The organism is Streptomyces sp. NPDC002054, assembly GCF_040296685.1.
Classification (GTDB): Bacteria; Actinomycetota; Actinomycetes; order Streptomycetales; family Streptomycetaceae; genus Streptomyces.
In genome coordinates this window covers 146,330-172,738 of the sequence record NZ_JBEOXT010000006.1, presented here as the reverse complement: position 1 = coordinate 172,738, position 26,409 = coordinate 146,330, and the positions used below count along the sequence as shown (strand labels likewise).

General features: G+C 69.1%; 20 protein-coding genes, 1 tRNA gene and 2 pseudogenes. 17 read left to right on the top strand and 6 right to left on the bottom strand.

The window, feature by feature from the left end; all coding sequences use genetic code 11:
- Positions 1-78: 78 nt before the first annotated feature.
- Complete coding sequence (locus ABT123_RS07730; protein WP_351310818.1) at positions 79-1,077, bottom strand: XdhC family protein; 999 nt, start codon at positions 1,075-1,077, stop codon at positions 79-81.
- Between the two features lie 284 nt (positions 1,078-1,361).
- Here ABT123_RS07730 and ABT123_RS07725 point away from each other — a divergent pair, with 284 nt between their 5' ends.
- The 6 genes from ABT123_RS07725 (at position 1,362) to ABT123_RS07700 (ending at position 9,274) form a co-directional block, all read left to right on the top strand.
- A complete protein-coding gene (locus ABT123_RS07725; RefSeq protein WP_351310817.1) occupies positions 1,362-1,703 on the top strand; it encodes a hypothetical protein in 342 nt (113 codons plus the stop codon).
- Between the two features lie 4 nt (positions 1,704-1,707).
- Positions 1,708-4,530, top strand: coding sequence for a caspase family protein (locus ABT123_RS07720; RefSeq protein WP_351310815.1), 2,823 nt, complete (start codon positions 1,708-1,710; stop codon positions 4,528-4,530).
- Positions 4,527-5,936 carry an extracellular solute-binding protein gene (locus ABT123_RS07715; protein ID WP_351310813.1) on the top strand — a complete coding sequence of 470 codons (1,410 nt, stop codon included), beginning with the start codon at positions 4,527-4,529 and terminating at the stop codon, positions 5,934-5,936. The genes ABT123_RS07720 and ABT123_RS07715 overlap by 4 nt, the downstream gene beginning before the upstream one ends.
- Before the next feature lie 128 nt (positions 5,937-6,064).
- The gene (locus ABT123_RS07710; protein ID WP_351310812.1) at positions 6,065-6,856 is read left to right on the top strand and encodes a hypothetical protein; all 792 of its coding nucleotides are present in this window, start codon (positions 6,065-6,067) and stop codon (positions 6,854-6,856) included.
- Between the two features lie 138 nt (positions 6,857-6,994).
- A complete protein-coding gene (locus ABT123_RS07705; protein WP_351310810.1) occupies positions 6,995-8,104 on the top strand; it encodes a DNA-methyltransferase in 1,110 nt (369 codons plus the stop codon).
- Entirely contained in the window at positions 8,105-9,274 is a 1,170-nt protein-coding gene (locus ABT123_RS07700; RefSeq protein ID WP_351310809.1) for a PDDEXK family nuclease, read from the top strand.
- Between the two features lie 317 nt (positions 9,275-9,591).
- Here the strand turns inward: ABT123_RS07700 and ABT123_RS07695 are convergent, their stop codons facing one another.
- The 4 genes and pseudogenes from ABT123_RS07695 to ABT123_RS07680 form a co-directional block, all read right to left on the bottom strand.
- Positions 9,592-10,413: a DUF6602 domain-containing protein gene (locus tag ABT123_RS07695; protein WP_351310807.1), complete on the bottom strand. Its 822-nt coding sequence runs from the start codon at positions 10,411-10,413 to the stop codon at positions 9,592-9,594.
- Positions 10,414-10,809: 396 nt separating this feature from the next.
- Positions 10,810-11,940 (bottom strand): hypothetical protein, encoded by a 1,131-nt coding sequence (locus tag ABT123_RS07690; RefSeq protein ID WP_351310805.1) that lies wholly within the window; start codon positions 11,938-11,940, stop codon positions 10,810-10,812.
- 540 nt (positions 11,941-12,480) lie between these two features.
- Entirely contained in the window at positions 12,481-12,618 is a 138-nt protein-coding gene (locus ABT123_RS07685) for a hypothetical protein (protein ID WP_351310971.1), read from the bottom strand.
- A gap of 5 nt (positions 12,619-12,623) precedes the next feature.
- Positions 12,624-12,801: pseudogene (locus tag ABT123_RS07680) on the bottom strand (NUDIX hydrolase); the annotation flags it as partial.
- A 9-nt stretch (positions 12,802-12,810) separates the two neighbouring features.
- Here ABT123_RS07680 and ABT123_RS07675 point away from each other — a divergent pair.
- Positions 12,811-13,173 (top strand): annotated as a pseudogene (locus tag ABT123_RS07675) (tyrosine-type recombinase/integrase); the annotation flags it as partial.
- Positions 13,174-13,386: 213 nt separating this feature from the next.
- Here ABT123_RS07675 and ABT123_RS07670 read toward each other — a convergent pair.
- Positions 13,387-13,458, bottom strand: a tRNA-Arg gene (locus tag ABT123_RS07670).
- A 106-nt stretch (positions 13,459-13,564) separates the two neighbouring features.
- Between ABT123_RS07670 and ABT123_RS07665 the strand changes: the two genes are divergently transcribed.
- The 10 genes from ABT123_RS07665 to rpmE all read left to right on the top strand — a co-directional run bounded on the left by ABT123_RS07665 (position 13,565) and on the right by rpmE (position 26,340).
- A complete protein-coding gene (locus tag ABT123_RS07665) occupies positions 13,565-14,017 on the top strand; it encodes a response regulator (protein ID WP_502970898.1) in 453 nt (150 codons plus the stop codon).
- A gap of 79 nt (positions 14,018-14,096) precedes the next feature.
- Entirely contained in the window at positions 14,097-15,077 is a 981-nt protein-coding gene (gene nrtL, locus ABT123_RS07660) for an ArgS-related anticodon-binding protein NrtL (RefSeq protein WP_351310803.1), read from the top strand.
- Positions 15,078-15,096: 19 nt separating this feature from the next.
- Complete coding sequence (gene lysA / locus ABT123_RS07655) at positions 15,097-16,488, top strand: diaminopimelate decarboxylase (protein ID WP_351310801.1); 1,392 nt, start codon at positions 15,097-15,099, stop codon at positions 16,486-16,488.
- A gap of 136 nt (positions 16,489-16,624) precedes the next feature.
- Positions 16,625-17,917 carry a homoserine dehydrogenase gene (locus ABT123_RS07650; protein ID WP_351310799.1) on the top strand — a complete coding sequence of 431 codons (1,293 nt, stop codon included), beginning with the start codon at positions 16,625-16,627 and terminating at the stop codon, positions 17,915-17,917.
- 6 nt (positions 17,918-17,923) lie between these two features.
- Complete coding sequence (gene thrC / locus ABT123_RS07645) at positions 17,924-18,994, top strand: threonine synthase (protein ID WP_351310797.1); 1,071 nt, start codon at positions 17,924-17,926, stop codon at positions 18,992-18,994.
- A 332-nt stretch (positions 18,995-19,326) separates the two neighbouring features.
- On the top strand, positions 19,327-20,253 hold the full coding sequence (thrB, locus tag ABT123_RS07640; protein ID WP_351310795.1) for a homoserine kinase: 927 nt from the start codon (positions 19,327-19,329) through the stop codon (positions 20,251-20,253).
- 442 nt (positions 20,254-20,695) lie between these two features.
- Complete coding sequence (gene rho / locus ABT123_RS07635) at positions 20,696-22,774, top strand: transcription termination factor Rho (protein WP_351310793.1); 2,079 nt, start codon at positions 20,696-20,698, stop codon at positions 22,772-22,774.
- Positions 22,775-22,891: 117 nt separating this feature from the next.
- Positions 22,892-24,649 (top strand): trypsin-like serine protease, encoded by a 1,758-nt coding sequence (locus ABT123_RS07630; protein ID WP_351310791.1) that lies wholly within the window; start codon positions 22,892-22,894, stop codon positions 24,647-24,649.
- 178 nt (positions 24,650-24,827) lie between these two features.
- Positions 24,828-25,928 (top strand): LCP family protein, encoded by a 1,101-nt coding sequence (locus ABT123_RS07625; protein WP_351310789.1) that lies wholly within the window; start codon positions 24,828-24,830, stop codon positions 25,926-25,928.
- Between the two features lie 193 nt (positions 25,929-26,121).
- Positions 26,122-26,340, top strand: a complete 219-nt coding sequence (gene rpmE, locus ABT123_RS07620) for a 50S ribosomal protein L31 (RefSeq protein WP_046909139.1) — start codon at positions 26,122-26,124, stop codon at positions 26,338-26,340.
- The last annotated feature ends 69 nt before the right edge of the window (positions 26,341-26,409 follow it).

The window sequence follows — 26,409 nt, the reverse complement described above, 5'->3', positions numbered from 1 at the left end:
CCCGGCCAGGACCGGCCCGAGGCCTGGCACGGCGCGCCCCGGCGGCCCGGCCCGCCCGGCATGGCCCCGCCCGCAACCTCACGCGTTGATCGGCCCCTCCGTGTCCCGCATCGCGCCGCCATCGCGCCCGCCCAGCACCCCCAAAATCTCCGCGCAGATCGCCAGCGCCGTCTCGGCCGGCGTACGCGCCCCCAGGTCCAGCCCGATCGGCCCGTGCACCCGCGCCAGCGCCGCCTCCGTGACCCCCTCCGCGAGCAGCCCCTCCCGCCGGCGGGCCGTGGTCTTCCGCGACCCGAGCGCCCCGACGTACGGAACCCCCTCCGCCAGCCCAAAGCGCAGCACCGGCACGTCGAACTCCGGATCGTGCGTCAGCACGACCAGGCAGGCCGCGTCCCGGTGCGCGCCCAGCACCCGCTGGGCCTCCTCCGCGCCCGCGACCTCCACCGCCTCCCACTCCAGCAGCCTCGCCTGCCGCGCGATGATCTCCGCGAGCTCGCCACCCCCGCAGATGACCACGTACGGCGCCGAGGGGAACGCCTCGATCAGCACCAGCCCGGACTCCCCGTACAGCGCGTCCCGCCCGGCCCGCCGCGTGCCCAGCAGTTCCGCGGCGCGCCGCTCCGCATCCGTGGCGGGCGCGTCCGCCGCCCGTACCGCCCGGCCAGCCCGTACGACCGCACTCTCCGCCCGGTCCGCCCCCTCGTTCAGCCGGGTCACCAGCGCCACCCCGGCCCCCTGCACCAGCAGCTCCCACCACTCCGCCGGCACCGACGCCAGCGGCTGCACCAGCACCTCCGCATGCCCGCCGCAGGTCAGCCGCGCCTCGGCGGCCTCCGCCGCCCCCACGGACACCTCGCACACCCGCGCGGTCACCCCCTCCGGGACGGCCGCCTCCGCGGCCAGCTCGGCGTCGAACACCCCGCGGTACAGGCTTCCGACACATTCCCCGCGCGCATCGACGAGCAGCGCCCCGGCCGGTTCCCGCGGCCCGAACCCCTGCTCGGTGACGGGTCGCGCCAGAAACGCCGTCCGCCCCTCCGAGAGCCACTGCCGCGCCGTCTCCGCCAGCTCACGCATCTGTGCCGCCCTTGTCTCGTACGACCGCCCGGACCGTCCGGACCGTCCGATGCCGCAAAGCGCCTGGTCAGCAGCGCGAAGCAGCCTTTTTCCGGATTTCCCGGATTCTAGGCACCGCCCACGACCGCGGAACAAGCCTCAGAAACCCCGGTATCCCACGGTCGTCGGTCGTGTGATCCACCGGAGCGGGGGAGGGCGGCGCGCGCTCAGCCGGGCGCCGCAGATATCTCCCCCACCTCCCAACTGACGTGCCATCATGATGAGTTATGACCGAGGGGGACGGTGTGGCGAACAGGACTGTCCGGGTGCGCCTTACGCACGGTGCGAGCGAGAGCGACATCGGCGCACTGAAGGCGTGGCTCGAACGGGAACAGAAGCTCGAAGAACTCAGAAGCCGCGGCAGACTGGCGATCGAGGAACGCGCCGGAACGGAGGAGTCCGGCCACGCGATGGGAGCCGGGCTGGAGATCGTACTGGTGCTGATCGGAGTGGTCGCTTCCAAGCTCTTCGACGAGGTGTACGAGCAGGTGAAGAGCGGGGTGCGCGCATGGCAGGAGAACCGGCGCGCCGTCGAGCGCGGCGAACCGCCAGAGGTGGAGGTCACGCTGGACGGTGGCGAAAGGTAGTCCGGTGGCACGCTTCGACCCGCGCGGGAAGGTGAACCGGGCGCTGCTCGTCGGAGTGCCCGTATACGACTACAAGCAGCCCGACCACCCGGTCGGAGTGCCCGGCGACCTCAAGGCGGTCGAACACAACCTCACCGCACTGGAACGCGCACTGCGCGCGGGCGCGGTCTTCCGCGAGGACGAGATCACGGTCTCCCGGCCGCACAACGTGCACGAGTTCGACCGGCGCCTGGACGAGGCCGTTGACGCCGCCGAGGGCCTGCTCTTCCTCTACTTCTCCGGGCACGGGGTCGTTCCCAGCACTGGTGACGCCCTCTGGCTGCTGATGCGCGCCGCGACGATCGTGCCGGGCACCGAGTCGGTGTTCCGCGATGCCTCGCCCTGGAAGACCATCCTCACCGTGCTGGCCCGCACCCACGCGGAACAGGTCGTCGTCGTACTCGACTGCTGTTACGCGGGCAACGCCGCGGCGGCATGGGACGCCCTCGACACCCACCAGCGGCAGCGGACCTCGCTGCTGATGAGCGTGCAGGCCAACAACCGGATCGACGCGGGCCGCGGCGACACGCCCACGCCGTTCACCGGGCAGCTGGTGCGCTTCCTGACCGAAGGCGCGGGCGGCGGGCTGGGCTTCAATGACCTGGCGGAACGGCTCCGGGCCCATATGCGCGCCCACCACACGACGCTGCGTGACCCACCGGAACGGTGGGAGCCGCAGAGCCGCCCGGCGACCTCGGGCGCGGACGTCCTGCTGGCGGCCGGCGCCTTGGCGCCGACGGCCGACGAGGACCAGGACGGGCCCGGGAACGGGCCCGTGGCCGTGGCCGGGGCGGGGTCCGGGGCCGTGGCCGGGCCCGTTCCCGAGCCTGGGAATGGGGATGGTGCCGGGGACGGAACTCCGGACGAGGACTCCGCGGCCGACACCGGGCCCGACACCGGGCCCGACGCCGGGTCCGACACCGGGGCAGTGGCCTGGCTGGGCCTCCGGCGCCGGATCGGCCGGCAACCGGGCCGACGCCCTGAAAGCAGGCCCGACCGGCCGACCTGGAGGATCGGAAGGACCGGCAGGGCGGGACGATCCGGGACCGGCAGGGCGGGACGGGCAGGAGGGCCCGGCAAGACCCTCACCCTCACCGCCGGCGCGCTCGCAGCACTCGCCGCACTGATCGCCTCCGGCTTCGCCCTCATCGGCGACGACCCGGCCCCCTGCAAACCCCCGCTCGAACTCCGCCTGCTCACCGACCCCGAGATCGAGTCCACCGTCCGCAAGGCAGCCGAGGCGTACCGCGTGTCGGACGCGAACAAGGCGGACGGCACCGACTGCCGGCGCAGCGGCATCACCGTCTACAGCGCCGGCGCCGCCGAGGCCGGCGCCGCCTTCCGCGACCGGTCCGACGCCTGGCAGCGGCCCACGGCGAGCGACGACGTCAACCCGCAGCGGGACATCGGCCCCCAGCCCGACATCTGGATCCCCGCGACCAAGGCCGCCGCCGACCTCGCCCAGCCCGACCAGAGCCGACGGACGTACCTGGAGCTGTTCGCCGACCCCGCCCCCTTCGCGTACTCGCCCATCGTCCTCGCGGTGCCGCAGAACCTGGCGAGGGAGCGGACCTCCGACCGGGCCGGGCAGCCCCTCTCGGCCCTGCTGGCGGACCTGCAGGCACGCGACCCGGCAGCCGCGCTGCGGCGCAGCGACCCGGAGCACACCGACGCCGGCCTGCTGGCCACCGTAGGACTGCACGCCTCGACCGGGCGTGCGACCGAGGCCGAGAAGCGCGTGGCCCAGCCCGGACCTCCCGCGCCCACCGGCGCGCGCCTGCTCTGCGAACTGCCCGCCGACCGCACGGTGGACAGCCGCACCGCCGCCCTGGTGCCGGAGTTCCTGCTGCGCACCGGTGTGGGCTGCCACAGCACGACCCGGATCGGCCGGATGGCCGCGTACCCCAACGACGTACCCGCCCTCGAACCGACCTTCGCACGGGTCCGGTGGCGGGAGGCACGCCTGGACGAGGAGGCCCGGGCCGCCGCCGTCGACCGGTTCCACAGCTGGTTCACCCCCGGCGAGGGCGGCGGCCTCGCCGCCTTCGCGCAGGACGGCTTCCGCAGCTCCGAACCGAACCACGCGCCCCTCGACCCCGAACTCACCTTCAACGAGTTCGGCGCCCTCGCCGACCCGCCCCTCCGCACCCTCCCCGCCCCCAAGGAGGCGATGGCCAAGGCCCTGAAGGCCTACCGGGACGCCGGCGGCCCGGGCCGGGTGCTGTTCCTGCTGGACAGCTCCGGTTCGATGGGCGACCTGTGGGAGGGGCCGGGCGGCGCCCCCGGCATCATCAGGCAGTCCCTCGGCGGGCTCGGCGGCGAGGACCAGTACGGCATCTGGGCGGTGGCGGCGGAGCGCGGCGCCGAGCGCCCGTACAGCGAAGTACTGCCCTTCGGCCCGCACGGGCGGGCGGAGGCCGAGAAGGCCCTCGCCGCGGCCAAGGTCAAGGATATGGAGGCAGACCCGCACCGGGCCCTCACAGCAGCCCTGAACGAGCTGGCACAGCGCAACGCCGAGAACGAGCGCCCGCACCTGATCGTCTACATCACGGACGACGAGGACAACACCCAACTGGCCCCGCAGGGCCACCTGAACGACCTGCTCGCAGCCGCCCGGACGAAGGGAGTCCCGGTGGTCATGGTCTCCCTCGAAAGCGGCTGCGACCCGAACAAACCGGGCCTGCTCATCTCCGCGGCCAGCGGCGGGCGGTGCCTGGACACCAAAACGGACCTCGTCGCGGGACTGCGGGACGAGGTCGCCCGAACCGGAACGGGGACCGGCGCATGACCCGACCACACCACCGGCGAGGCACACGGCCGGCAACGCTCCTCCTGCTCCTCACCACACTCATCGGCGCCTGCACGGGTAGTCCGAAGGACAACGGGCAGCCGACCGGCGCCTCGCCCACCCCCGACCCCCCGGGCGAGATCGTCGTGGCCAGCGGTCGTGACGTCACCGGCAAGGGCGGCATCCGCCAGCAGCTGATCGAGGAATGGAACCAACAACAACAGAACAAAAAATCCAACTACCACGCCCGGCTGGTCGAACTGCCGGGCTCGGCGGACCGGCAGCGCAGCCAGCTGCTGGGGGCACTCCAGTCCGGCAGCGCCGAGTACGACGTGGTCAACCTCGACGTGACCTGGGTGCCGGAGTTCGCGGAAGCGGGCCTCATCCGGGAACTGCCCAAGAAGGGCCTCCTCGACGATGACGTCATCCCCTCGGTGGCGGCAACGGCCCGCTGGGACGACAAGCTGTACGCCGTCCCGTTCAACAGCGACGTCGGCCTGCTCTACTACCGGCGCGACTACCTCCAGCGCGCGGGCGTGACCACCACCGACGTCAGCACCTGGCCCGCGGTCCAGGGGCTCATCACCACCCTCAACGACAACCGCCCGAAGCTGCCGGCCGAGTACCGCAAGGGCTGGACCACCCAGCTGGACCCCTCGTACGAGGGCCTCACCGTCAACGGCATCGAGGCCTTCGCCTCCGCCACCGAGAAGTTCGCCCTCACCAACGACACCGGCCGCTACGTCGGCACGGTGGCGCAACTGGAAGCAGGGCTGGCCGAACTGCGCACCCGCACCCAGGCCCCGTACATCCTCGGGGAGGCCACCCAGTCCGACGAGGGCGACTCCCTCACCGACTTCGCCGCCGGCCGCACCGCCTTCCTGCGCCACTGGCCGTACGCGTACCGCACCCTGCACCAATCCTTCTCCGACCAGCACCTCGGCGTGGCCCCACTCCCCGGCAAGGCGGTACTGGGCGGCCAGAACCTGGCCGTCACCAAGACCTCGAACCGCAGCAACGCCGCCCGGGACCTCATCGAGTTCCTCACCGGCAAGGGCAGCGAACGCTGCCTGCTCGACGCGGGCTTCGCGGCCACCCGGCAGTCCGCGTACGAACAGGACAGCGTGACCTGCCCCCTGAACCAGCCCTCGACCCCCGCCACCCCCTCGGCCGAAACCACGGACCGCATGCCCCGCGACCCCGCCGGCCGCCCCGCCTACGCCCGCACCACCCTCCTCCCCGCCCTAAAATCCGCCACCCACCGCCCCCGCACCCCGCTCTACGGCACCTTCACCCAAACCTTCACCGCAGAACTCTCCAAACTCTTCACCCCCACACCCCCCTCCAACCCAGCCCTGGCCACGTCCCTCCACAAATCCCTAAAAAACTCCCTCCCCCACCCCTAACCCCCAACCGCCCCAGCCCACGACCCTGGGCGAAGTTGATGAAGAAGCCCCCAAGATCGCTGAAACTGGAGGGCAGCGCGGTGGCGCCGTGCCAGGAGCCATGAGCAAGCGAGGGGAACGAGGACAGCGTGACTGACGTGGAGCGCATGCTCGAAGAGGCGCAGGCCATGATGACGGAGGAGGTCTTCGAGGGGGTGCTGAAGGCGCAAGGCATTGATCCGGACGACCTGTCTTCCCTTCTGAACCTGCTCGCCATGGGCCTCACGAACGGTTCATGGCGCAACAGCTGCGTGGAGAACTGGCATGCCGAGGGGCGCCTGTCCGACGGCGATATGTTGCGGATCAACAGCCACACCACCCTCGGTATACGCCAGCGCCTCCGCGGATGGTGCACGGAGCACGGCGTCACCTCGGGGAGCAGGCAAGCGTTCGCGAGTGTCACGGTGGAGGACGTGGACGTCCTTGCGCATCGACTCTTCATGTGGCTGACCAACCCCGACCGGAAGCTCCCGACCGGCATGACCCTGGGCGAGCTCGCGCGAACCGATGAAGACCTTGCGGAGTACGAGGAGCATGCGGACGGAAAGCTGGGGGCCTTCGCCGGCCAGATGGAGAACAAGGGCGTCCGCCACGGCATCCTCTACACGGCCGGCCACGGCGCCCTGGCCTGCGACCGCTGGTGGGGTCATCCCACCTGGCCCGCACGCGTCGACCGCTTCCTCTCCGTATTGGACACCCCCACAGACCCTCACTGGGGCACTGATGGCGAGCGCCTCGAGCGCTTGGGCCCAGAGCCGGCTGCCGTGCAGGACCGTGCCGCCCTGCGCGGCACGCTGCTGCGGACGCCGTGGGAGCTCGAAGCGCAGGCGGCACAGTGGATCACTGATTCCGGAATCGGCTACTTGATGCCGGCTGTCTGATCTTCTGTGGCGATCAGGAGATGGCTGCGCGTCCGCGTCGACCACTCAGAGTGATGGATCAGTGCGTTCTCCGGTCCCCACCTGGGCAAATACCGACTTCCTTCGCGACTGGCAGGCCCACCCTCTAGGCTGCACTCCGTGGTTCAACAGGTTGAGATGACGCAGAGCGCAACGCAAGAGCAGGATGAGGTCGTGGCCGGCGGTGATCGGATTCAGGTGCACTGCGGTGACGCCTACGACCTCATGGCGACTCTTGAGCCTGAGTCCATTGACCTGCTGATCACCTCGCCGCCCTACTGGGGCCTGCGTAGCTATGGGCAGGACCACAACGAGGACATCCTCAAGCAGTGGCTTGCTGAGGACCCGACCCGGGTTCAGACCGACGTGCCGCCCTATGAGTGGTATCGGGATCACGGCGGCGTTCTGGGCTTGGAGCCACTGCCCGAGTGGTACATCAGCCACCTCGTGGAGATCCTGCAGCGCGGTGCCGCCGCGCTCAAGCCCAGTGGCAGCATGTGGATCAACATCGGGGACACCTACTTCGCGCGCTGGTCGAGCATCCGCCACGATGGGCGCCAAGGTCTCGGCGACAACCCGAGGTCTCGGCGCCGAACCCCCATGGGCGGGTTCCGCCAAGAGAAGCAGCTGCTCCTTATCCCGAGCCGCTTCGCCATCGCCATGCAGGACCTCCGCTGGATCCTCCGGAACGACCTGATCTGGCACAAGCCCAACGTTCCGCCGCGCCCTGAGAAGGACCGGCTCCGGCTTGCGCACGAGCACTTCTTCCACTTCGTGAAGCGTCCCAAGGAAGGGCGCGCGAAGTACTTCTACGACATCGACCAGGTCGAACACGGGGCTCGGGACGTCGTCTACTACGACTTCGACGAGATCGAGCAGGTCGAAGGCGACGAGGCGGAGATCTCGTACTACGACTATCAGGAAGTCGAAGACGGCGCGTACGACGTAGTGAAGACTCACGCACGTTCGGGTTCCGACGGCCATTCGGCCACCTTCCCCGTCGACTTGATCACGCCGCGAATCCTGAGCTCCTGCCCTCCGGGAGGGACGGTTCTCGATCCGTTCTGCGGCACCGGCCGGTCACTGTCTGTAGCAGCGGCCAATGGGCGCAAGGCGATCGGGTTTGAACTTCACAAGCCTTTCCATGAGGCGGCTACAAGGAATGCCGGCGAGGCGGCAGGTCAGCTGTTCTTCGATCTGGGTGATGACATCAAGGAGATGGGGGCTTAGTTGTCCGGGGGCGGCGCAAAGGCGAAGAAGACACCGGGAAACTTCATCGCCGAATGGTTCGGACACCGGGTCTACCCGGTGGTTGCAGAAACACCAACGAGCCTCCAGGACCAGGGGGCCGAACGCTGCCCGTTCCTGACTGAGGTCACCGGGAAGCAGACGAAGTGCGTCAAGCGCGCCAACTCCGCAGGCGTCTGCACCATTAGCAGCACCAGCAACGGCAGTCGCCAGGACTGGCTGGCGTGCCCCTTCCGGGCTCTGGATCGCGAGATGCTGCATGATGCAGCTCACCGCCTCTTCGGCCATGACCAGGGCGACGACGTCAGCATCATTGCGGTTCCTCTGCTGGAAGACAAGGCTGCCGCAGAAGAGACCCGAAAGCGGGTTGCTGCCGAGCAGCCCACGATCGTCTACTTCCAGAACAAGCTGGGCGGAGAAATCTCGATCAGCCCGACCGACCGGTCGCCTGAGTTCTCCTTCGACGCCACGATGATCGAGCTGCTGCCGGACGAGTCTGGCGCTCTGACGGTAGGGCGCTATGGAGTGTTCGAAATCCAGACCATGGATTTTCATGGCACATACCGGAAGGCTGTAGCGAACCTCCGGAACGCCAGGCACATGCATGCCGGTGAGTTTGGGACTGCCATCGCCTCACATCCGCAGTGGCTTTGCGAGAAGGTCGAGGGCCCGAACATCGCGAATGCGTTCAAGCGGACCTTCTATCAGATGATGTTCAAGTTCCAGGTAGGTGCCCACGACTCGTCTGCGGGCTGCATTCTGGCGATCCCGCGGGCCGTGTGGGAGAGCTGGCAGCGGCACCTGGGGCGTCCCGACTTGGTCGAGTACGGGGATAGCACGTGGCGGCTCGTGCAGGAAGGCAACGAGCCCGTCGAGAAGCCGCCGGCGTGGATCTACGTGTTCGACGTCGAAGAGTCGGCAACGACCACGCCGAACGCCCTGAAGCTCTGGCGGGTGATCGGCACTGATGCAGCGACCCTGAGTCACTACACGCTTGATGTCGCGCCCGAAGCGGCTCTGGCGGCCGGTGGTTCGGTCGACCGTTTGCACAGCCAGATAACGACGCGTCTCGCCAAGTACCTGCCAGAGCTGTCACCGACCAGGGGCCGGATCAAGAAGGCCGCGGCTGGCGCCGGACAGATGACTCTCTGACCGCACCAGAGCCGGCCCGCACTAGAAGTGCGGGCCGGCTCTGTGTTGGCCATGCGCTACACGGTGTGGGGAAGCGAACCTCACTTGCGCAAGTGGTTCGGTCCCCGCATCCAGGCCTGATCCTCGAGCAACAGGAGGGTCACGAGTTGTTCAGCCCCGTTCGAGATGGTTGTGCGCCGCAGGCAGTGGACGCTGACAGCGTCGAATACGCAGTCGTCGATGTCGAAACCACTGGGAGACGATGAACCGGAAGAACGAGCTGGAACTGGGCTGGCCCTAGCCCTAGTGGCTCGGGCAGCAGGCAGGAGATGGGTTCGTCACGAGGGCTGGTCCTCTGCCTGCCATACACGCCGTACCACGCCTAGCGGGTGGTGTGCGGCGTACTCCTTGAGTCGGAACGGCGCCATTTCTGCTGTGGAGAAAAGCTCGTTCAGATGCACGGTGAAGGCCAGAAGGATGTCGTCGTCGTGCCACTGGTCCATTGCCACGAGAACGGGATCGTGGTCAACAGCCCTTGAACGAATTGCAACGGATTCCCGGTCGCCCCATGTTAGATAGCCTTTGCCGAGCACCCAGATACTGTCGGGCCGCTCATCCGGCGGTACGTCAGAGCACCATGCTGCGAAGTGCTCTCCCAGGGTGTCGAGGCCGATGGCCTCGAAAGCGAATATGAGCCCGGCAGTCGGAAAGCGGATATGGGTTTTTCCGTATGCCGACCAAACCCGCTGGGGGTGATGGGTGCCGAAGTAAGCCGTCTTCTCTAGTCGCTTGACTGCCCGTATCTTGTTGCATGCGTCGATTAGCTGTTCTCGGTTTAGTGTTGTCTTAACCTCGATGACGCCGTAGACGCATTCGTTCGGGAGGACCCGGCACCCTTCCATATCGGTCAGTGGGGGAGTGCTGCGATCGACAACAACAACGTCGCATTGGGGCGAGACATCCCCCGCCACGGTCACGATCTCCGCGCTCCGGAGGACTTCCACGTGCCCCGGCACTCGTCTGCCCACCAGCTCTGCGACGAGCGCTTCGCGGTTGCCGCCGGCCTCGCCACGGTGGCGGATCGACCTGGACTGCTCATAATCGGCCCGCATCTTCTTGGCTACGGATTGAAGGATGCTCGCAAGGCTGTTATCTGCCATGGCGTGACCCTAGGGCTGCAACACCTGGCCCACCAGAGGTCGGTAGCGGTCTCTCGGGACCGAGGGTGTGCCCTATCGCGACCAGTGCGCAACAACGACAAAGATCTGGACTCAGTGGGACTGGGGCCAGGTCTTCGTGCTTGGCATTTGCGCAGGTCAGCCGCCTTGCGTCGCTGGTCTTGCGGAAGTGCCCCCGGCAGGTTTCGAACTTGCGCCCACGGCTCCGGAGGCCCGTGCGTCTCATGCGTTTTGGCAGGTCAGGAGTGCAGGGTCGCCCAGAGACACCTCGCTGGTCCACAAATAGGCCGCGTCCCCATGCCTGCGCTCTGCGGCTTGAGATCGCCCGCCCCCGCTTGAGGCGGCTGACGCTCACGCGGGAAGAGATGGCGCCCAGAGTCACAGCGGGTCTCCCCGGTGGGGCCGTGGTCCCTGTTCGGCGGTTGGGCTCTCCGGAACTCCAGCGCCGCTTCGGATGGTGCTGAAGATAGTGTTTGGAGAAATGCCAGCGCGCCGGGATCCCCACAAGGCGAGAGGGAGTAGGAGGACCGCCCCCGAGATTATTGGCATCACGTCACTTCCAAGGCCAACCCATTGGGCGCCTGTCGAAGCGGCGGCGAGCAGGATGACTCCGACAATCAGGAGGATTGGATCACGCCATGTACGGAGCCTCGACGGCTGTTCCTGCACCTTTTCCTCATAAGTGGTGATCTGGTGATCGTCGAGCAGTCCCTGCCATCGCCCATGCATGACCCGTTGAAGTACCGTGCCCAGAATCTGTGCCAGCGGGCGTAATTCATCATTTCCCCTTGCTAGGACATCTCCCATGGCGAGGTGGACTGTATGGATTACATCCCTTATGTGGTCCCGTATTTCGTTCGCTCGCTCAAGGGAAATCCCAGGGAACCCGATGTTCACAGCATGGGCGAGCGTCAACCTCAGTCCATCCATTCTCTGGTTGAGGACGAGTGGGTGGACGGTTCCTTGGTAGGTGTCCACGCACATCGTAATCGTTGTTATCAGCCGCTCGGTGACCGTGGTGAAATAGGCCTCATGGATCCACCTGATGTAAAATTTACGGGTCATGTAGATGGAAAGGGCCATGCCGACGAGGTAAGAGCTAGATGGGGCCCACTCTGGAATTTTCGGATAATTGTGGACTGATGCTCGAGTTGCTATTCCTCCGATAGTGATTGCTCCTGTGGCTGCATATATTGCCGACCAGAGTATGGCGAGACGTATCTCCCTGGCTCTAAGCAGATGAGCCTTCAGATCGGAATGTCTGATCCCCTGGGTGCCGCAGAAGGTGCCAAGATCCATAGCTGCCCGCATGGCGAGGAGCGACGCTTTCGCGTGTGTCTTTTTGGTTCCGACGCTCGCCGTGGCGCGGAGGAATAGACCATTATTCCAAGGCGTGATTCGACAGATTAACTTCTCTGCTGCGAAGGTCGCGAATACGGTGGCGCACAGCGGGATCTCGATTGCGCCGACCCAGGCGTTGATCTGCCTATATGTCTCTGCTGTGCTCATCCGTCTCCCCCGATGTCGCAAGATGAGATCATCATTTCGCGTGTTGTTGGCTAGGGGGAAGGGAATGGCCAAACTGGTTCTGGTCCCGCCTTCCTGGTGGCTACCGTTGCCATCCGTCACCCGCTGTCATCACGTCCGCCGTCGTCCCACACGGAGTGGTAGCGGGGCAGTCGTCAGGGGCCCAGGTGGAGCGCCCTGCTGGACGAACGACCTGGGCCCCTGGCGGCTGGTCTGCTACGGCCCCCTGGGGCGGCGGCAGACGGGATGACAGCCCCCACCCCGACCCCACAACGCGCCCGCGGTTGCACGACTGGCCCCCGCATCCCGGAGTCGGAGTGCCCCCGCCGGAGGCATCTCGGTGAGTGATGAACCGCCGGCCCGTAGGGCTCAACTCACGCCCTTGGGCCTGCCCACCTACGGAGCCGGGTGCTTGACGAAGTAGGGAAACTCTTACCGCGCCTGCCGCGTCTCAAAGCTCGATCGGTCGGTACGCCAAGGCTCGGTCTACGACCTTCTCGGCGGTCAGGTTGGGGCCGGGTGTCAGAAGATGTAGTCGACAAGGTGCGGGCAGCGAAGGGCCAGTTGCAGGGTGGTCAGGGCTGCGTCTGCTTCGGCCTCTTCGGTGGTCGTGCCGTCCATGAGGTGCTGGACGAGGAGGACCGCCTTGTCGCGGGCCATGCTGTGAGGGGCTGGCCGTCGTGGCTGCGGACGTGGGGGCCTACGTCGTCCAGGGCGTCCAGGAGGCGGATCGCGAAGGCCTCGGACATGCGCTCGGCGACCTCGTCGGGGGTGAGCCTGGCGACCGCGGTCGATTCCTCGGATGTGCGCTCGGCCCCCGGAGGGCTTGCAACGGAAGACCAGGGGGCGATGCCGCCGCCGCTGGTTGCCGCTGCAGGACCACGTCGACACCTTCGGGACCGCCGAAGACGGGCGGCTCTTCTGCAGCGAGGGCGGGGGAGTGGTGTCGTCGTCCACCTACACCGGGCCTGGCAGGAGGTCCGGCTCCTCGCCCTGCCGTCAGCCGCGGTCGCTTCGCCTCTGGCGCGGCGTCCGTACGACCTGAGGCACTCGGCGCTCTCCACGTCGCTCAATGCCGGCGTGGATCCGACTGAGGTCGCCGCTCGGGCGGGCAACAGCGTGGAGGTCTTCCTCGGTCGGCACGCGAAGTGCCTCGACGGACGGCAGGAGGTCGGCAACCGCCGCATCGACGAGCTGCTCCGCGAGTACGAGTGAGAGTCGAGTAGCCGCGGTTCGAGGCCCTTGGGTGCATCCCGGGGGCCTTCGTGTTGTCCGGGCCGACCTGCGAGGTTTCGGCAGGAGTCAGGCCGCGAATAGGACGCAGAGGCTGTTATGCAGCTGCATGGCACGGCAGTTGGCTGCGCATACGCGAAGACCCCGTCTCAGCGTTGCCGCTGATGGCGGGGTCTTTAGGCACTTCCTGCGAAGTGCCCCCGGCAGGATTCGAACCTGCGCACACGGCTCCGGAGGCCGTTGCTCTATCCCCTGAGCTACGGGGGCGTGTCGTTCGCGTTGCGGCGACGGGTAGAACACTACCAGCTTCGGAGGGGTGATCAGGAACGGGTTTGTGGGGGAGTGGGGGTGGGGTCGCTCGGAGGGGGTGGAAGTGGGGAAAACCCGGACGCGGGGGCCGGGGGCGACCTACTCTCGAGTTGTGCCAGGCGCCTCGGGCCGGGTGCTTGTTGTCGACGACAACAAGGTCATCCGGCAGCTGATCAAGGTCAATCTCGAGCTGGAGGGCTTCGAGGTCGTGACCGCGGCCGATGGTGCCGAGTGTCTGGATGTGGTGCATCAGGTGCGCCCCGATGTGGTCACGCTTGATGTGGTCATGCCGCGGCTGGACGGGTTCGGGGCAGCCGCGCAGTTGCGGGCCGATCCACGGACCCGGGATCTGCCCGTGGCCATCGTGAGTGCCTGCACCCAGTACGAGGTCGAGACCGGGGTCGCCGCCGGGGTGGACGCCTTTGTCGCGAAGCCCTTCGAGCCGGCCGAGCTGGTGCGGATCGTACGGCGGCTCGTCGAGCGGAAGCGGGTCGCCGCGGGGCGGATCACCCCGTAGTCACCCCTGGCTTTCGCCCCGGCGTTCACATGGCGAAACCCTTCGCGGCCCGAGGGGGTCTCTCGCCTACGCTGGTCCCGTGAACCCCGCCGACCTCTCCCACCTCCTCGTGCGTGCCGTGCGCGGCGCCGTCGAGGGTGGAGAGCTGGGCGCGCCCGTTCCCGAGCGGGTGGTCGTCGAGCGGACCCGGCCCGGTGGGGTCGGGGAGTACGCCAGTGCCCTTGCCTTTCCGCTCGCCAAGGCCGCCGGACTGCGGCCCGCCGAGGTCGCCCGGCTGCTCGCCGGCCGGCTCGCCGGTGAGCCCGGGATCCGGTCCGTGGAGATCACCGGGGCCGGGTTCCTGAACTTCGAGCTCGACCCGGCCGGCAGCGTCGAGCGGCTGGTGCGTCAGGTGCGGGAGCAAGCTCAGGGATATGGGCGCCGTGCCGAAGTGGTCGGCGGTACGTCCGACCCCGCCGGTCCCGTCGATCGGGAAGGGGTTGTGCGGGAGGTCGTACGGCGGATTCGGTGGAGTCAAGGGACCGATCCGGGCCCGGTCGACGGCCTGGTCGTCGCGCCCCTCACCCGGCGCGATGCCGCCGACGTCCTGCGCCGCTTCGACGCCGGCACCGTGCGCTGGGCCATGCTCGCCACCCCTCGCCGCGAGACCCCCGCGTTCGGCCCCGCCCTCGCAGTGCAGCACGAGAGCAATCCCTCCTTCCAGGTGCGGTACGCCCACGCCCGTAGTCGTGCACTCAGTCGGAATGCCCGCCAGATCGGGGTGAGCAGTCAGCCCGGAGACGTACGTGACGTGCCTGGCGTCGGGGCGCTCTGCGATGCGCTCGGCGACTATCCGCTGGTCCTCGAGGCCGCCGCGCACCACGGCGAGCCCGAACGCCTCACCCGCCACCTCGGCGTGATCGCCGACGCCTTCCTCGACTTCCAGTACGGGGTGCTGCCCCTCGGGGACGAGAAACCCGAGGCCGCCCACCGCGCCCGGCTGGCTCTTGCCGAAGCCGCCGGGACGGTGCTGGCCGGCGGCCTGGCCCTGCTCGGCGTGGAAGCACCCGAACTGATCTAGTGAGTAGCGAGAGAGAGACATGAGCCGTTCAGCGCACCCCGCCGGGCCCCGGCACGCCGACGTCCTGCCCGAGGGCCACTACTCCCCGCCGCCCGCCGACCTGAACGCGCTGGACGAGAAGGTCTGGGCCCGTACGGTCGGCCGCGGCGAGGACGGTGTGGTCCGCGTCGGCGGGATCGAAGTGACCCGGCTCGCCGAGGAGTTCGGGACCCCCGCCTACTTCCTGGACGAAGAGGACTTCCGGCAGCGGTGCCGGGCGTGGGCGAACGCCTTCGGCAAGGACGCCGACGTGTTCTATGCCGGCAAGGCGTTCCTCTCCAAGGCCGTCGTGCGATGGCTGAAGGAAGAAGGGCTGAATCTCGACGTCTGCTCCGGTGGGGAGCTGGCCACGGCGCTGGCCGCCGGGATGCCCGCCGAGCGCATCGCCTTCCACGGCAACAACAAGTCCGTTGCGGAGATCCGGCGGGCCATCGAGGCCGGGGTCGGACGGATCGTGCTCGACTCCTTCCAGGAGATCGCGCGGGTGGCGCACGTGGCGCGCGAACTCGGCGTCCGCCAGCCCGTGCAGATCCGGGTGACCGTCGGCGTCGAGGCCCACACGCACGAGTTCATCGCGACCGCGCACGAGGACCAGAAGTTCGGCATCGCCGTCGCCGACGGGTCCGCCGCGGAGGCCGTCCGGCGCGCCCTCGGCCACGACAGCCTGGAGGTGCTCGGCGTCCACTCGCACATCGGCTCCCAGATCTTCGACATGGCCGGCTTCGAGGTCTCCGCCAAGCGGGTCGTGCGGCTGCTGGCCGCCGTCCGCGACGAGCACGGCATCGAGCTGCCCGAGATCGACCTCGGGGGCGGCCTGGGCATCGCCTACACCTCCGAGGACGACCCGCGCGAGCCGCACGAGATCGCCAAGGCGCTCAACGAGATCGTCGCCCGCGAGTGCGAGTCCGCCGGCCTGCGCGCCCCGCGCATCTCCGTGGAGCCCGGCCGCGCCATCGTTGGCCCCACCGCTTTCACCCTGTACGAGGTCGGGACGATCAAGCCGCTGGAGGGCCTGCGGACGTACGTCAGCGTGGACGGCGGCATGTCCGACAACATCCGGACCGCCCTGTACGACGCCGAGTACAGCGTGGCCCTGGTCTCCCGCCGCTCCGAGGCCGAGCCGATGCTCGCCCGGGTCGTCGGCAAGCACTGCGAGAGCGGGGACATCGTCGTCAAGGACGCGTTCCTGCCGGCCGACCTCGCGCCGGGCGACCTCATCGCCGTGCCCGCCACCGGCGCGTACTGCCGCTCCATGGCCAGCAACTACAACCACGTACTCCGGCCGCCGGTGGTGGCCGTACGCGACGGGGCGGCGCGGGTGATCGTCCGCCGGGAGACGGAGGAGGATCTCCTGCGCCTCGACCTCGGATGATGAAATAGACATCTCACTCATTGGACCGAGGATGGAATCCTCTGTCCATTGAGTGAGACTGGTTCACACAACCGGCCCGCAAGACCGCGGGCCGGGGCTGATCGAAGTGATCAAAAGATCGAAAGGCGTAGGTCTCATGATGCGTACGCGTCCGCTGAAGGTGGCGCTGCTGGGCTGTGGAGTGGTCGGCTCAGAGGTGGCGCGCATCATGACGACGCACGCCGACGACCTCACGCAGAGGATCGGCGCCCCCGTCGAGCTCGCCGGCGTGGCCGTACGGCGCCCCTCCAAGGTCCGCGACGGCATCGACCCGGCGCTGGTCACCACCGATGCGACCGCCCTGGTCAAACGCGGGGACATCGACGTCGTCATCGAGGTCATCGGCGGCATCGAGCCGGCCCGGACGCTGATCACCACCGCGTTCGAGCACGGCGCCTCCGTGGTCTCCGCGAACAAGGCGCTGCTCGCCCAGGACGGGGCCACCCTGCACGCCGCCGCCGAGGAGCACGGCAAGGACCTCTACTACGAGGCCGCCGTCGCCGGCGCCATCCCGCTGATCCGGCCGCTGCGCGAGTCCCTCGCCGGCGACAAGATCAACCGCGTCATGGGCATCGTCAACGGCACGACGAACTTCATCCTCGACAAGATGGACTCCACGGGCGCCGGCTACCAGGAGGCGCTGGACGAGGCCACCGCCCTCGGCTATGCCGAGGCCGACCCGACCGCCGACGTCGAGGGCTACGACGCCGCCGCCAAGGCCGCCATCCTGGCCGGCATCGCCTTCCACACCCGGGTCCGCCTCGACGACGTCCACCGCGAGGGCATGACCGAGGTCAGCGCCGCCGACTTCGCCTCCGCCAAGCGGATGGGCTGCACCATCAAGCTCCTCGCCATCTGCGAGCGGGCCGCCGACGGCGAGTCCGTCACCGCGCGCGTGCACCCGGCGATGATCCCGCTCAGCCACCCGCTCGCCTCCGTCCGCGAGGCGTACAACGCCGTCTTCGTCGAGGCGGAGGCCGCCGGGCGGCTCATGTTCTACGGTCCGGGGGCGGGCGGCGCGCCGACCGCCTCCGCCGTACTCGGCGACCTGGTCGCCGTCTGCCGCAACAAGCTCGCCGAGGCAACGGGGCCTGGCGAGTCGGCATACACCCAGCTGCCGGTCAGCCCCATGGGGGAGGTCGTCACCCGCTACCACATCAGCCTCGATGTGGCGGACAAGCCGGGTGTCCTCGCCCAGGTCGCGACCGTGTTCGCCGAGCACGGGGTGTCGATCGACACCGTCCGGCAGCAGGGCAAGGACGGTGAGGCCTCCCTCGTCGTCGTCACCCACCGCGCACCCGACGCAGCCCTCTCCGGGACCGTCGAGGCGCTGCGGAAGCTCGACACCGTCCGCGGTGTCGCCAGCATCATGCGTGTTGAAGGGGAGTAAGGACCCATGAGCAGCAATCGCACCCACCAGTGGCGCGGCATCATCGAGGAGTACCGGGACCGTCTGCCGGTGACCGACACGACTCCCGTGGTCACGCTCCGCGAGGGCGGCACGCCGCTCGTCCCCGCGCAGGTGCTCTCCGAGCGCACCGGCTGTGAGGTCCACCTCAAGGTGGAGGGCGCCAACCCCACCGGTTCCTTCAAGGACCGCGGCATGACCATGGCGATCACCCGGGCCAAGGAGGAGGGCGCCAAGGCGGTCATCTGCGCCTCCACCGGCAACACCTCGGCCTCCGCCGCCGCCTATGCGGTGCGCGCCGGGATGGTCTGCGCCGTACTGGTCCCGCAGGGCAAGATCGCGCTCGGCAAGATGGGCCAGGCGCTGGTGCACGGCGCCAAGATCCTTCAGGTCGACGGCAACTTCGACGACTGCCTGACGCTGGCGCGCCGGCTGTCCGACAACTACCCGGTCGCGCTGGTCAATTCCGTCAACCCGGTGCGTATCGAGGGCCAGAAGACGGCCGCGTTCGAGATCGTGGACGCGCTGGGCGACGCCCCCGACATCCACGTCCTGCCGGTCGGCAACGCCGGCAACATCACCGCGTACTGGCGGGGCTTCAAGGAGTACAAGGCCGACGGCCTGGCCTCCCGTACGCCCCGCGTGTGGGGTTTCCAGGCCTCCGGTTCCGCGCCCCTCGTGCGCGGCGAGGTCGTCAAGGAGCCGCACACCATCGCCACCGCGATCCGGATCGGCAACCCGGCCTCCTGGGAGTACGCGCTCGCGGCCCGGGATGAGTCGGGCGGCTTCATCGACGAGGTCACGGACCGTCAGATCCTGGCGGCCTACCGGCTGTTGGCCTCCCAGGAGGGCGTCTTCGTGGAGCCGGCCTCGGCCGCTTCGGTCGCCGGTCTGCTCAAGGCCGCCGAGCTGGGCCTGGTCGACCCGGGACAGAAGATCGTGTGCACCGTCACGGGCAACGGCCTGAAGGACCCCGACTGGGCGGTCGCCGGTGCACCGCAGCCGGTGACGGTTCCGGTCGACGCCGAGGCCGCAGCGGTCCGTCTCGGCCTGGTCTGAACATACGGCCGGCGCCGGATTCCGGAGGCTCCGCGGGGCCTTTGGAATCCGGCAAGCCGGGGCGTAGCGCCGCAAAATTGCGGCCATGGGCCCCGGCGAGCCGCGACACGCATCGTGCGCCTCCTGTGCGCCCTATGTCGCGACAGAACCTTCCTTCGATACGCTGTACTTACATCCGCCACCGCGCATATGACGCGGTGCTGCCCCGAGGGCCTTCGGGTGTCGTACGTTCTCCAGTACATTCACAGCGGAAGATCCCCAGCAGATCCCCAGCAGATCCCAGCAGGTCCCCGAGTGAGATCTCGCACAGTCACAAGGAGTGTCATCGAGCGATGGCCGGTCCCGCCTTCCGCGCCGCCGCCGTACGGGTGCGCGTCCCCGCCAGCAGTGCCAACCTCGGCCCCGGCTTCGATGCCCTGGGCCTGGCCCTGGGGCTCTACGACGACGTCGTCGTACGGGTGGCCGACTCCGGCCTGAACATCGACATCGCGGGCGAGGGCGCCGAGACGCTGCCCCGCGACGAGAGCCACCTCCTCGTACGGTCCATGCGCACGGCCTTCGACCTGCTCGGCGGGCAGCCGCGCGGCCTCGAAGTGGTCTGCGCCAACCGGATCCCGCACGGCCGCGGCCTCGGCTCCTCCTCGGCCGCCATCTGCGCCGGAATCGTCGCCGCCCGCGCCGTCACCATAGGCGGCGAGGCCAAGCTCGACGACGCGGCCCTGCTCGAACTCGCCACCGAGATCGAGGGCCACCCCGACAACGTCGCCGCCTGTCTGCTCGGCGGCTTCACCCTCGCCTGGATGGACGGCGGCAGCGCCAGGGCGATCAGGATGGACGCCGCGGATTCCATCGTTCCGGTGGTCTTCGTCCCCTCCAAGCCGGTCCTGACGGAGACCGCGCGCGGCCTGCTGCCGCGCAGCGTCCCGCATGTGGACGCGGCCGTCAACGCGGGTCGCGCAGGCCTGCTCGTGGAGGCCCTGACCAGGCGTCCCGAGCTGCTGCTGCCCGCCACCGAGGACCGGCTCCACCAGGAGTACCGGTCGCCGGCGATGCCGGAGAGCATCGCACTTGTGAACCGGCTGCGGGCGGATGGAGTGCCCGCGGTCATCTCCGGCGCGGGCCCGACGGTCCTTGCGCTGGTCGACAACGGCGCGGCCGACAAGGTCGCGCAGCTCGCGGGCGAGGGATGGGCGGCCAACCGGCTCGCACTCGACACCGCGGGCGCGAGCGTGCTTCCGCTGGGCAACCAGGGCGGCTGAACAGCAGCCGCCGGGGGTGGGGTGGTCGGGCAGGCCATCCCACCGGTCCGGGCGGAAGGGCGCGATTGCCGGTGAGTGAGAGGGGGAATGTCTGTTGGATCCGGTAGTGTTAGTCTCAAGTACGCATCCGAAGCCGCCAAGGCTGGTTGCTCAGTGTCCCCATCAGGGACCACCTTTCTTCCGGGAGCCTCCCCAACTGCTTTGATCACTGCCAAGCAGTTTCGAGCACGCTCCGGAATCGGCGTGACACATTCCCACGCTTCCAGCTGGGGGGCTTCTCGCCGGAACCCATGCACGTATCTCGTATCTCTCCGCCGTATCGGGACGTATCGATAGCGGCGGACCACCGCCCCGGCACGGTCCACACCTAGGACCGAGGTCGGACAGCACAACCGGTCGCCGAGCCAGACAGGCCGACGTCCGCTCCAGGGAAGGACCCTTCGTGAGCGACACCACCGATCTGATGGGCGTTGCCGACACCTCTGTCGACACCAGTGCCCCCGCTGCGGGCACCGCCACGCCCAAGCGACGCCGCTCCGGCACCGGCCTTGAGGGCATGGTCCTCGCCGAGCTGCAGCAGGTCGCGTCCGGCCTCGGGATCAGGGGCACCGCGCGGATGCGCAAGAGCCAGCTGATCGAGGTCATCAAGGAGGCGCAGGCCGGAGGCGGCGCCCCCAAGGCCGCGGACTCCGCTGCCACCGAGACCAAGCCGAAGCGCCGCGCCACCAGCAAGGCCCGTACGGTCGAGGCCGCCGAGGCCCCGGCCGCGGCCCCCGCCGAGAAGCCGGCCGCGCAGGCGCAGATCGACATCCCGGGCCAGCCGGCCAGCGAGGACGCCCCGGCCGGCGAGCGCCGCCGCCGTCGCGCCACCGCCCCCTCCGGCAGCCCGGAGTCCGCGGTCGCGGCCACCGCCACCACCGTGGTGCAGGCCGAGCCGAAGACCGAGGTGCCCGCCGACCGGCAGCCCGAGGCCAAGGCCGACACCGCGACCGCCGCGCCCGCCACCACCGGCCAGGAGGCCGGCGAGGGCCGTGGTCGCCGGGATCGCCGGGATCGCCAGGACCGCAGCGAGCGCACCGAGCGCGCCGACCGCCAGGAGCGCGGCCAGCGTGACCGCCGCGACCGCGGCCAGGGCGGCGAGCAGGGCGGCCAGGGCGGCGGCCAGCAGGACCGCGGCGACCGCCAGCGCCAGCAGCAGGGCGGCGGCCGGGGTCAGGGTCAGGGCCAGGCCCAGCAGACCCAGGGCCGCCAGGACAACGGCCCGCAGGACGAATTCGATGACGAGGGCGGTCGGCGCGGCCGGCGCGGCCGGTACCGCGACCGCCGCGGGCGCCGTGGCCGCGAGGAGTTCGGCCCGAACGAGCCGCAGGTCGCCGATGACGATGTGCTGATCCCCGTCGCGGGCATCCTCGACATCCTCGACAACTACGCGTTCATCCGGACCTCGGGCTACCTGCCCGGCCCCAACGACGTGTACGTCTCCCTCGCCCAGGTCCGCAAGAACGGCCTGCGCAAGGGCGACCACACCACCGGTGCCGTGCGCCAGCCCAAGGACGGCGAGCGCCGCGAGAAGTTCAACGCGCTGGTGCGCCTGGACTCGGTCAACGGCATGGCGCCCGAATCCGGCCGTGGCCGCCCCGAGTTCAACAAGCTCACCCCGCTCTACCCGCAGGACCGGCTCCGCCTGGAGACCGACCCGGGCGTGCTGACCACCCGGATCATCGACCTCGTGTCGCCGATCGGCAAGGGCCAGCGCGGTCTGATCGTGGCCCCGCCGAAGACCGGTAAGACCATGATCATGCAGGCGATCGCCAACGCGATCACCACCAACAACCCCGAGTGCCACCTGATGGTCGTCCTGGTCGACGAGCGTCCGGAAGAGGTCACCGACATGCAGCGGTCGGTCAAGGGCGAGGTCATCTCCTCGACCTTCGACCGCCCGGCCGAGGACCACACCACCGTCGCCGAGCTGGCCATCGAGCGCGCCAAGCGTCTCGTCGAGCTCGGCCACGACGTGGTCGTCCTGCTGGACTCCATCACCCGTCTGGGCCGCGCGTACAACCTCGCGGCGCCCGCCTCCGGCCGCATCCTGTCCGGTGGTGTCGACTCGACCGCGCTGTACCCGCCGAAGCGCTTCTTCGGTGCCGCGCGCAACATCGAGGACGGCGGCTCGCTGACCATCCTGGCCACCGCGCTCGTCGAGACCGGCTCGCGCATGGACGAGGTGATCTTCGAGGAGTTCAAGGGCACCGGCAACATGGAGCTCAAGCTCGACCGGAAGCTCGCCGACAAGCGGATCTTCCCCGCCGTCGACGTCGACCCGTCGGGTACGCGCAAGGAGGAGATCCTCCTCAACAGCGAGGAGCTCGCCATCGTCTGGAAGCTGCGCCGGGTGCTGCACGCGCTCGACTCGCAGCAGGCCATCGAGCTGCTGCTCGACAAGATGAAGCAGACGAAGTCGAACGCCGAGTTCCTGATGCAGATCGCCAAGACGACCCCGTCGTCCGGCAACAACGACTAGTACGCCCGGCACGTCCTCGCGTACGTCCTGCGCCGCCCCCACCCGACAGGGTGGGGGCGGCGCTGCCGTAGGATCACCGCACCTCTCAACTCCACGGCAGAAAAGAAGGATCCGCGCGTGCACATAGGCACTTCGCGCCTCGCGGTCCCCGTCGCCGTGTCCGTCCTCGCCCTGTTCGGTACAGGGCTGACGGCCACCAGCGCGCAGGCCGCGTCCAACCCCGTTCCCACCGAGCGCGAACTCGGCGAACGGGTCGCCAAGTCCATGACGGCCGACCAGGCGAAGCGGGCGGTCTCCAAGACCCCCGCCAAGACCCCCGCCCCGAAGCCGTCCGGACCGCCGCAGACCGCCCCGATGATCATCGGTGGCACCGGCGAGACCATCGCCAACGCGCCCTGGATGGCGCAGCTGCACTACCTCGACGACCGCAACACCCCCACCGACAGCAGCGACGACGAGGCGTTCTTCTGCGGGGGCACCGTCGTCGCCCCCACGAAGATCCTCACCGCCGCGCACTGCGTCGAGGGCCTCGACTGGACCCTGGACAGCGTCGTGGTGGTGGGCGCGACCAAGCTGCCGGCGAGGGACGCCTCCGGTCAGACCAACTGGCAGGGCGGCACCCCGGTGACCGTCAGCCGCCAGTGGCTGCACGGGGCGTACAACACCGTCAGCACGGACAACGACGTGGCGGTGCTGACCCTCAGCAAGCCGGTGGGCGTCAAGCCGCTGCCGATGGCGCGCAGCACGGACACCGGCCTGTACCAGGCCGGCCAGTACGCCGACGCCTACGGCTGGGGCCGCTACACCTCCACCAGCCAGGCCATCTCGCCGAGCCTCAAGAAGGTCGGCATGCCCCTGGTGTCGGACAGCACCTGCGGGCAGTTCTGGGGGAGCAACCTGATCCCCAACCGCATGGTCTGCGCCGGCCAGCCCGCCACGGGCAGCGACTCCGGCACCAACACCACCTGCAACGGCGACTCCGGCGGCCCGCTGGTCCGCAACGGCCGCCTGATCGGCGTGGTCTCCTGGGGCGTCGACGGCTGCGTCTACAAAGGCGCTTACGGCGTTTATGCAAAAGCCAGCACCTACGCCGGTGCGATCCGGGCCCGGGTGAACGACACCGACTGGAACAAGGACGGCAAGGCCGACCTGCTGGCCCGCCGGGCCTCCGACGGCAAGCTGTTCCCGTTCCACTCGCGGTCCGGCAGCCTCTCCTGGCAGGCATCGGTGCCGGGCGACTACCGCTCCACCAACCTGGCCGTGCAGGCCGACCTGGACCGGGACGGCGTACAGGACATCGTCCGCCGCACCACCGCGGGCGACCTGTTCCGGACCCACTACGTCACCGGGAAGGGCTGGCAGCACACCAAGCTCACCGGCGGCTGGCAGACCCGCCGTGCCGTCGTCGCGCCCGGCGATGTCACCGGCGACGACCTGCCCGACCTGCTCTCGGTGTACGACACCGGCAAGCTGGTCATCCACCCCGGTGACGGCCGTGGCAGCTTCGCTGCCGAGGTCGACGCCGGACCGGGCTGGCAGGCGTACCTGAACCTGGTCGGCCACGGCGACTTCAACGGCGACGGCAAGGCCGACCTGCTGGCCCGTACCGCCGCCGGTGCGGTCTACCTCTACAAGGGCACGGGCAACGCCGGGTTGAACGCCTTCGCGCCGCGCGTCCAGGTGACCACGCTGGGCAAGACCTACAGCCGGTTCGCCACGGTCGGCGATGTGAACAACGACGGTACGCCCGACCTGCTGGCCCGCGAGGGCGACGTGCTGTGGCTGTTCCCGGGCACCGGGAACACCTCGGGTGCGACCTTCGGGACCCGCCAGCACTACGGGACGGCCTGGGGCCAGTTCGACATCTTCAGCTGACAGCCCGCCCGGATCGCCCGGATCCACCTGTGTGCCCACCGTGCTCTGCACGGTGGGCACACGGCTTTCCACACTCCTCCCGCCCCTCCTGGAACCCCCTGCGGCGGTACGCCGTCTGGATAGAGGGGGCATAACGCGGACATGCGGACATACGGTGCGCGACAGGACTGAGGAGCGTATGAGCGAGGACAGCATGGGCCCGGGCCACCGGGCCGGGGCGGGTCACCGACGGAAACCACCGAAACGCCGCCGGGCGGTCGCGATCGCCGCGTGGACCGCGGCCGGTGTGCTGGTCCTGGGCGGGGCGGGCCTCGGCTACTACTACGTCAAGTTCAACGGGAACCTGAAGAGCGTCGACATCGACGCGGCCCTCGGCACGGACCGCCCGGCGGACGTGGACAACGGCTCCATGGACATCCTGGTCCTCGGCTCGGACTCGCGCGACGGCGCCAACTCCGAGTACGGCAGGGACGACGGCGGCTCCGCCCGCTCCGACACCGCGATGATCGTCCACCTCTACGAGGGCCACGAGAAGGCGAGCGTCATATCGATCCCCCGGGACACCCTGGTCACCCGGCCCTCCTGCCAGACCTCCGCCGGAACGACCGACCCCGGCGGCCCGCGCCGGATGTTCAACGAGTCGTTCACCGTCGGCGGCGCCGCCTGCGCGGTCAAGACCGTCGAGCAGATGTCGGGGATCCGGATGGACCACTACATCGAGGTCGACTTCACCGGCTTCAAGAAGATCGTCGACAACCTGGGCGGGGTCGAGGTCACCACCACCAAGCCGATCAAGGACAGTGCCAGCCACCTCGACCTGCCGGCCGGCACCCACAAGCTCAACGGCGAACAGTCCCTCGGGCTGGTCCGCACCCGCAAGAGCGTCGGCGACGGCAGCGACCTGGGCCGCATACAGCTCCAGCAGGCCTTCATGAAGGCGCTCATCAAGCAGGTCAAGGGCATCGGGATGTTCGACAACCCCAAGAGGCTCCTCGACCTCGCCGACACCGCCACCAAGGCGATCACCACGGACTCCAAGCTCGGCGACGTGAAATCGCTGATGGGCTTCGCCTCCGGACTGCAGGGCATCGACTCCCAGGACCTCCAGATGATCACCCTGCCGGTGGGCGGGGACCCCCGCGACCCCAACCGGGTGGTCCCGCTCACCAAGGAATCCCGGCTGGTCTGGGACGCGCTCCTCAAGGACGCCCCGATCCCCGCCGAGGCCACCGCGAACTCGGCCGGCGACAAGGGCACCGCAGGTACCCTCGTCCGCTGACGGGCGCCGCTGCGGGCGCCGCACGGCCCTCGGCGGGCCCCCGGAATAGACCGGCCCCCCACCCTGTTGAACGGACCGTCCTCGAATTTTGTCAGGCGGGCCAGTCCTGGCAGACTGGTACGTCGGCCCCGGTTCACGCATGGAGCAATTCCGCGTCCTGCGACCCGGCGCCCTCCCGAAACTAGGAGACACCTTGAAGCGCGAGATCCACCCCGAGTACGTCGAGACCCAGGTCAGCTGCACCTGCGGCGCGTCGTTCACCACCCGTAGCACCCTGACCGAGGGCACCATCCGTGCCGAGGTCTGCTCCGAGTGCCACCCGTTCTACACGGGCAAGCAGAAGATCCTCGACACCGGTGGCCGTGTGGCCCGCTTCGAGGCCCGCTTCGGCAAGGCTGCCGCCAAGAAGTAGCGCGACTCCGGCGCCGGTCTCCGGCCGCCCCCTGTCCATGCGGGGGCGGCCGGACCGGCGCCTTTGTCG

What these genes read in the sequence shown, in the direction of transcription:
- thrB (WP_351310795.1), top strand. Translation starts at nt 19,327, where the DNA reads ATGGCCGGTCCCGCCTTCCGCGCCGCCGCCGTACGGGTGCGCGTCCCC.
- ABT123_RS07695 (WP_351310807.1), bottom strand. Translation starts at nt 10,413, where the DNA reads ATGGCAGATAACAGCCTTGCGAGCATCCTTCAATCCGTAGCCAAGAAG.
- ABT123_RS07715 (WP_351310813.1), top strand. Translation starts at nt 4,527, where the DNA reads ATGACCCGACCACACCACCGGCGAGGCACACGGCCGGCAACGCTCCTC.
- ABT123_RS07650 (WP_351310799.1), top strand. Translation starts at nt 16,625, where the DNA reads ATGATGCGTACGCGTCCGCTGAAGGTGGCGCTGCTGGGCTGTGGAGTG.
- ABT123_RS07685 (WP_351310971.1), bottom strand. Translation starts at nt 12,618, where the DNA reads ATGGCCCGCGACAAGGCGGTCCTCCTCGTCCAGCACCTCATGGACGGC.
- ABT123_RS07730 (WP_351310818.1), bottom strand. Translation starts at nt 1,077, where the DNA reads ATGCGTGAGCTGGCGGAGACGGCGCGGCAGTGGCTCTCGGAGGGGCGG.
- lysA (WP_351310801.1), top strand. Translation starts at nt 15,097, where the DNA reads ATGAGCCGTTCAGCGCACCCCGCCGGGCCCCGGCACGCCGACGTCCTG.
- ABT123_RS07690 (WP_351310805.1), bottom strand. Translation starts at nt 11,940, where the DNA reads ATGAGCACAGCAGAGACATATAGGCAGATCAACGCCTGGGTCGGCGCA.
- thrC (WP_351310797.1), top strand. Translation starts at nt 17,924, where the DNA reads ATGAGCAGCAATCGCACCCACCAGTGGCGCGGCATCATCGAGGAGTAC.
- ABT123_RS07625 (WP_351310789.1), top strand. Translation starts at nt 24,828, where the DNA reads ATGAGCGAGGACAGCATGGGCCCGGGCCACCGGGCCGGGGCGGGTCAC.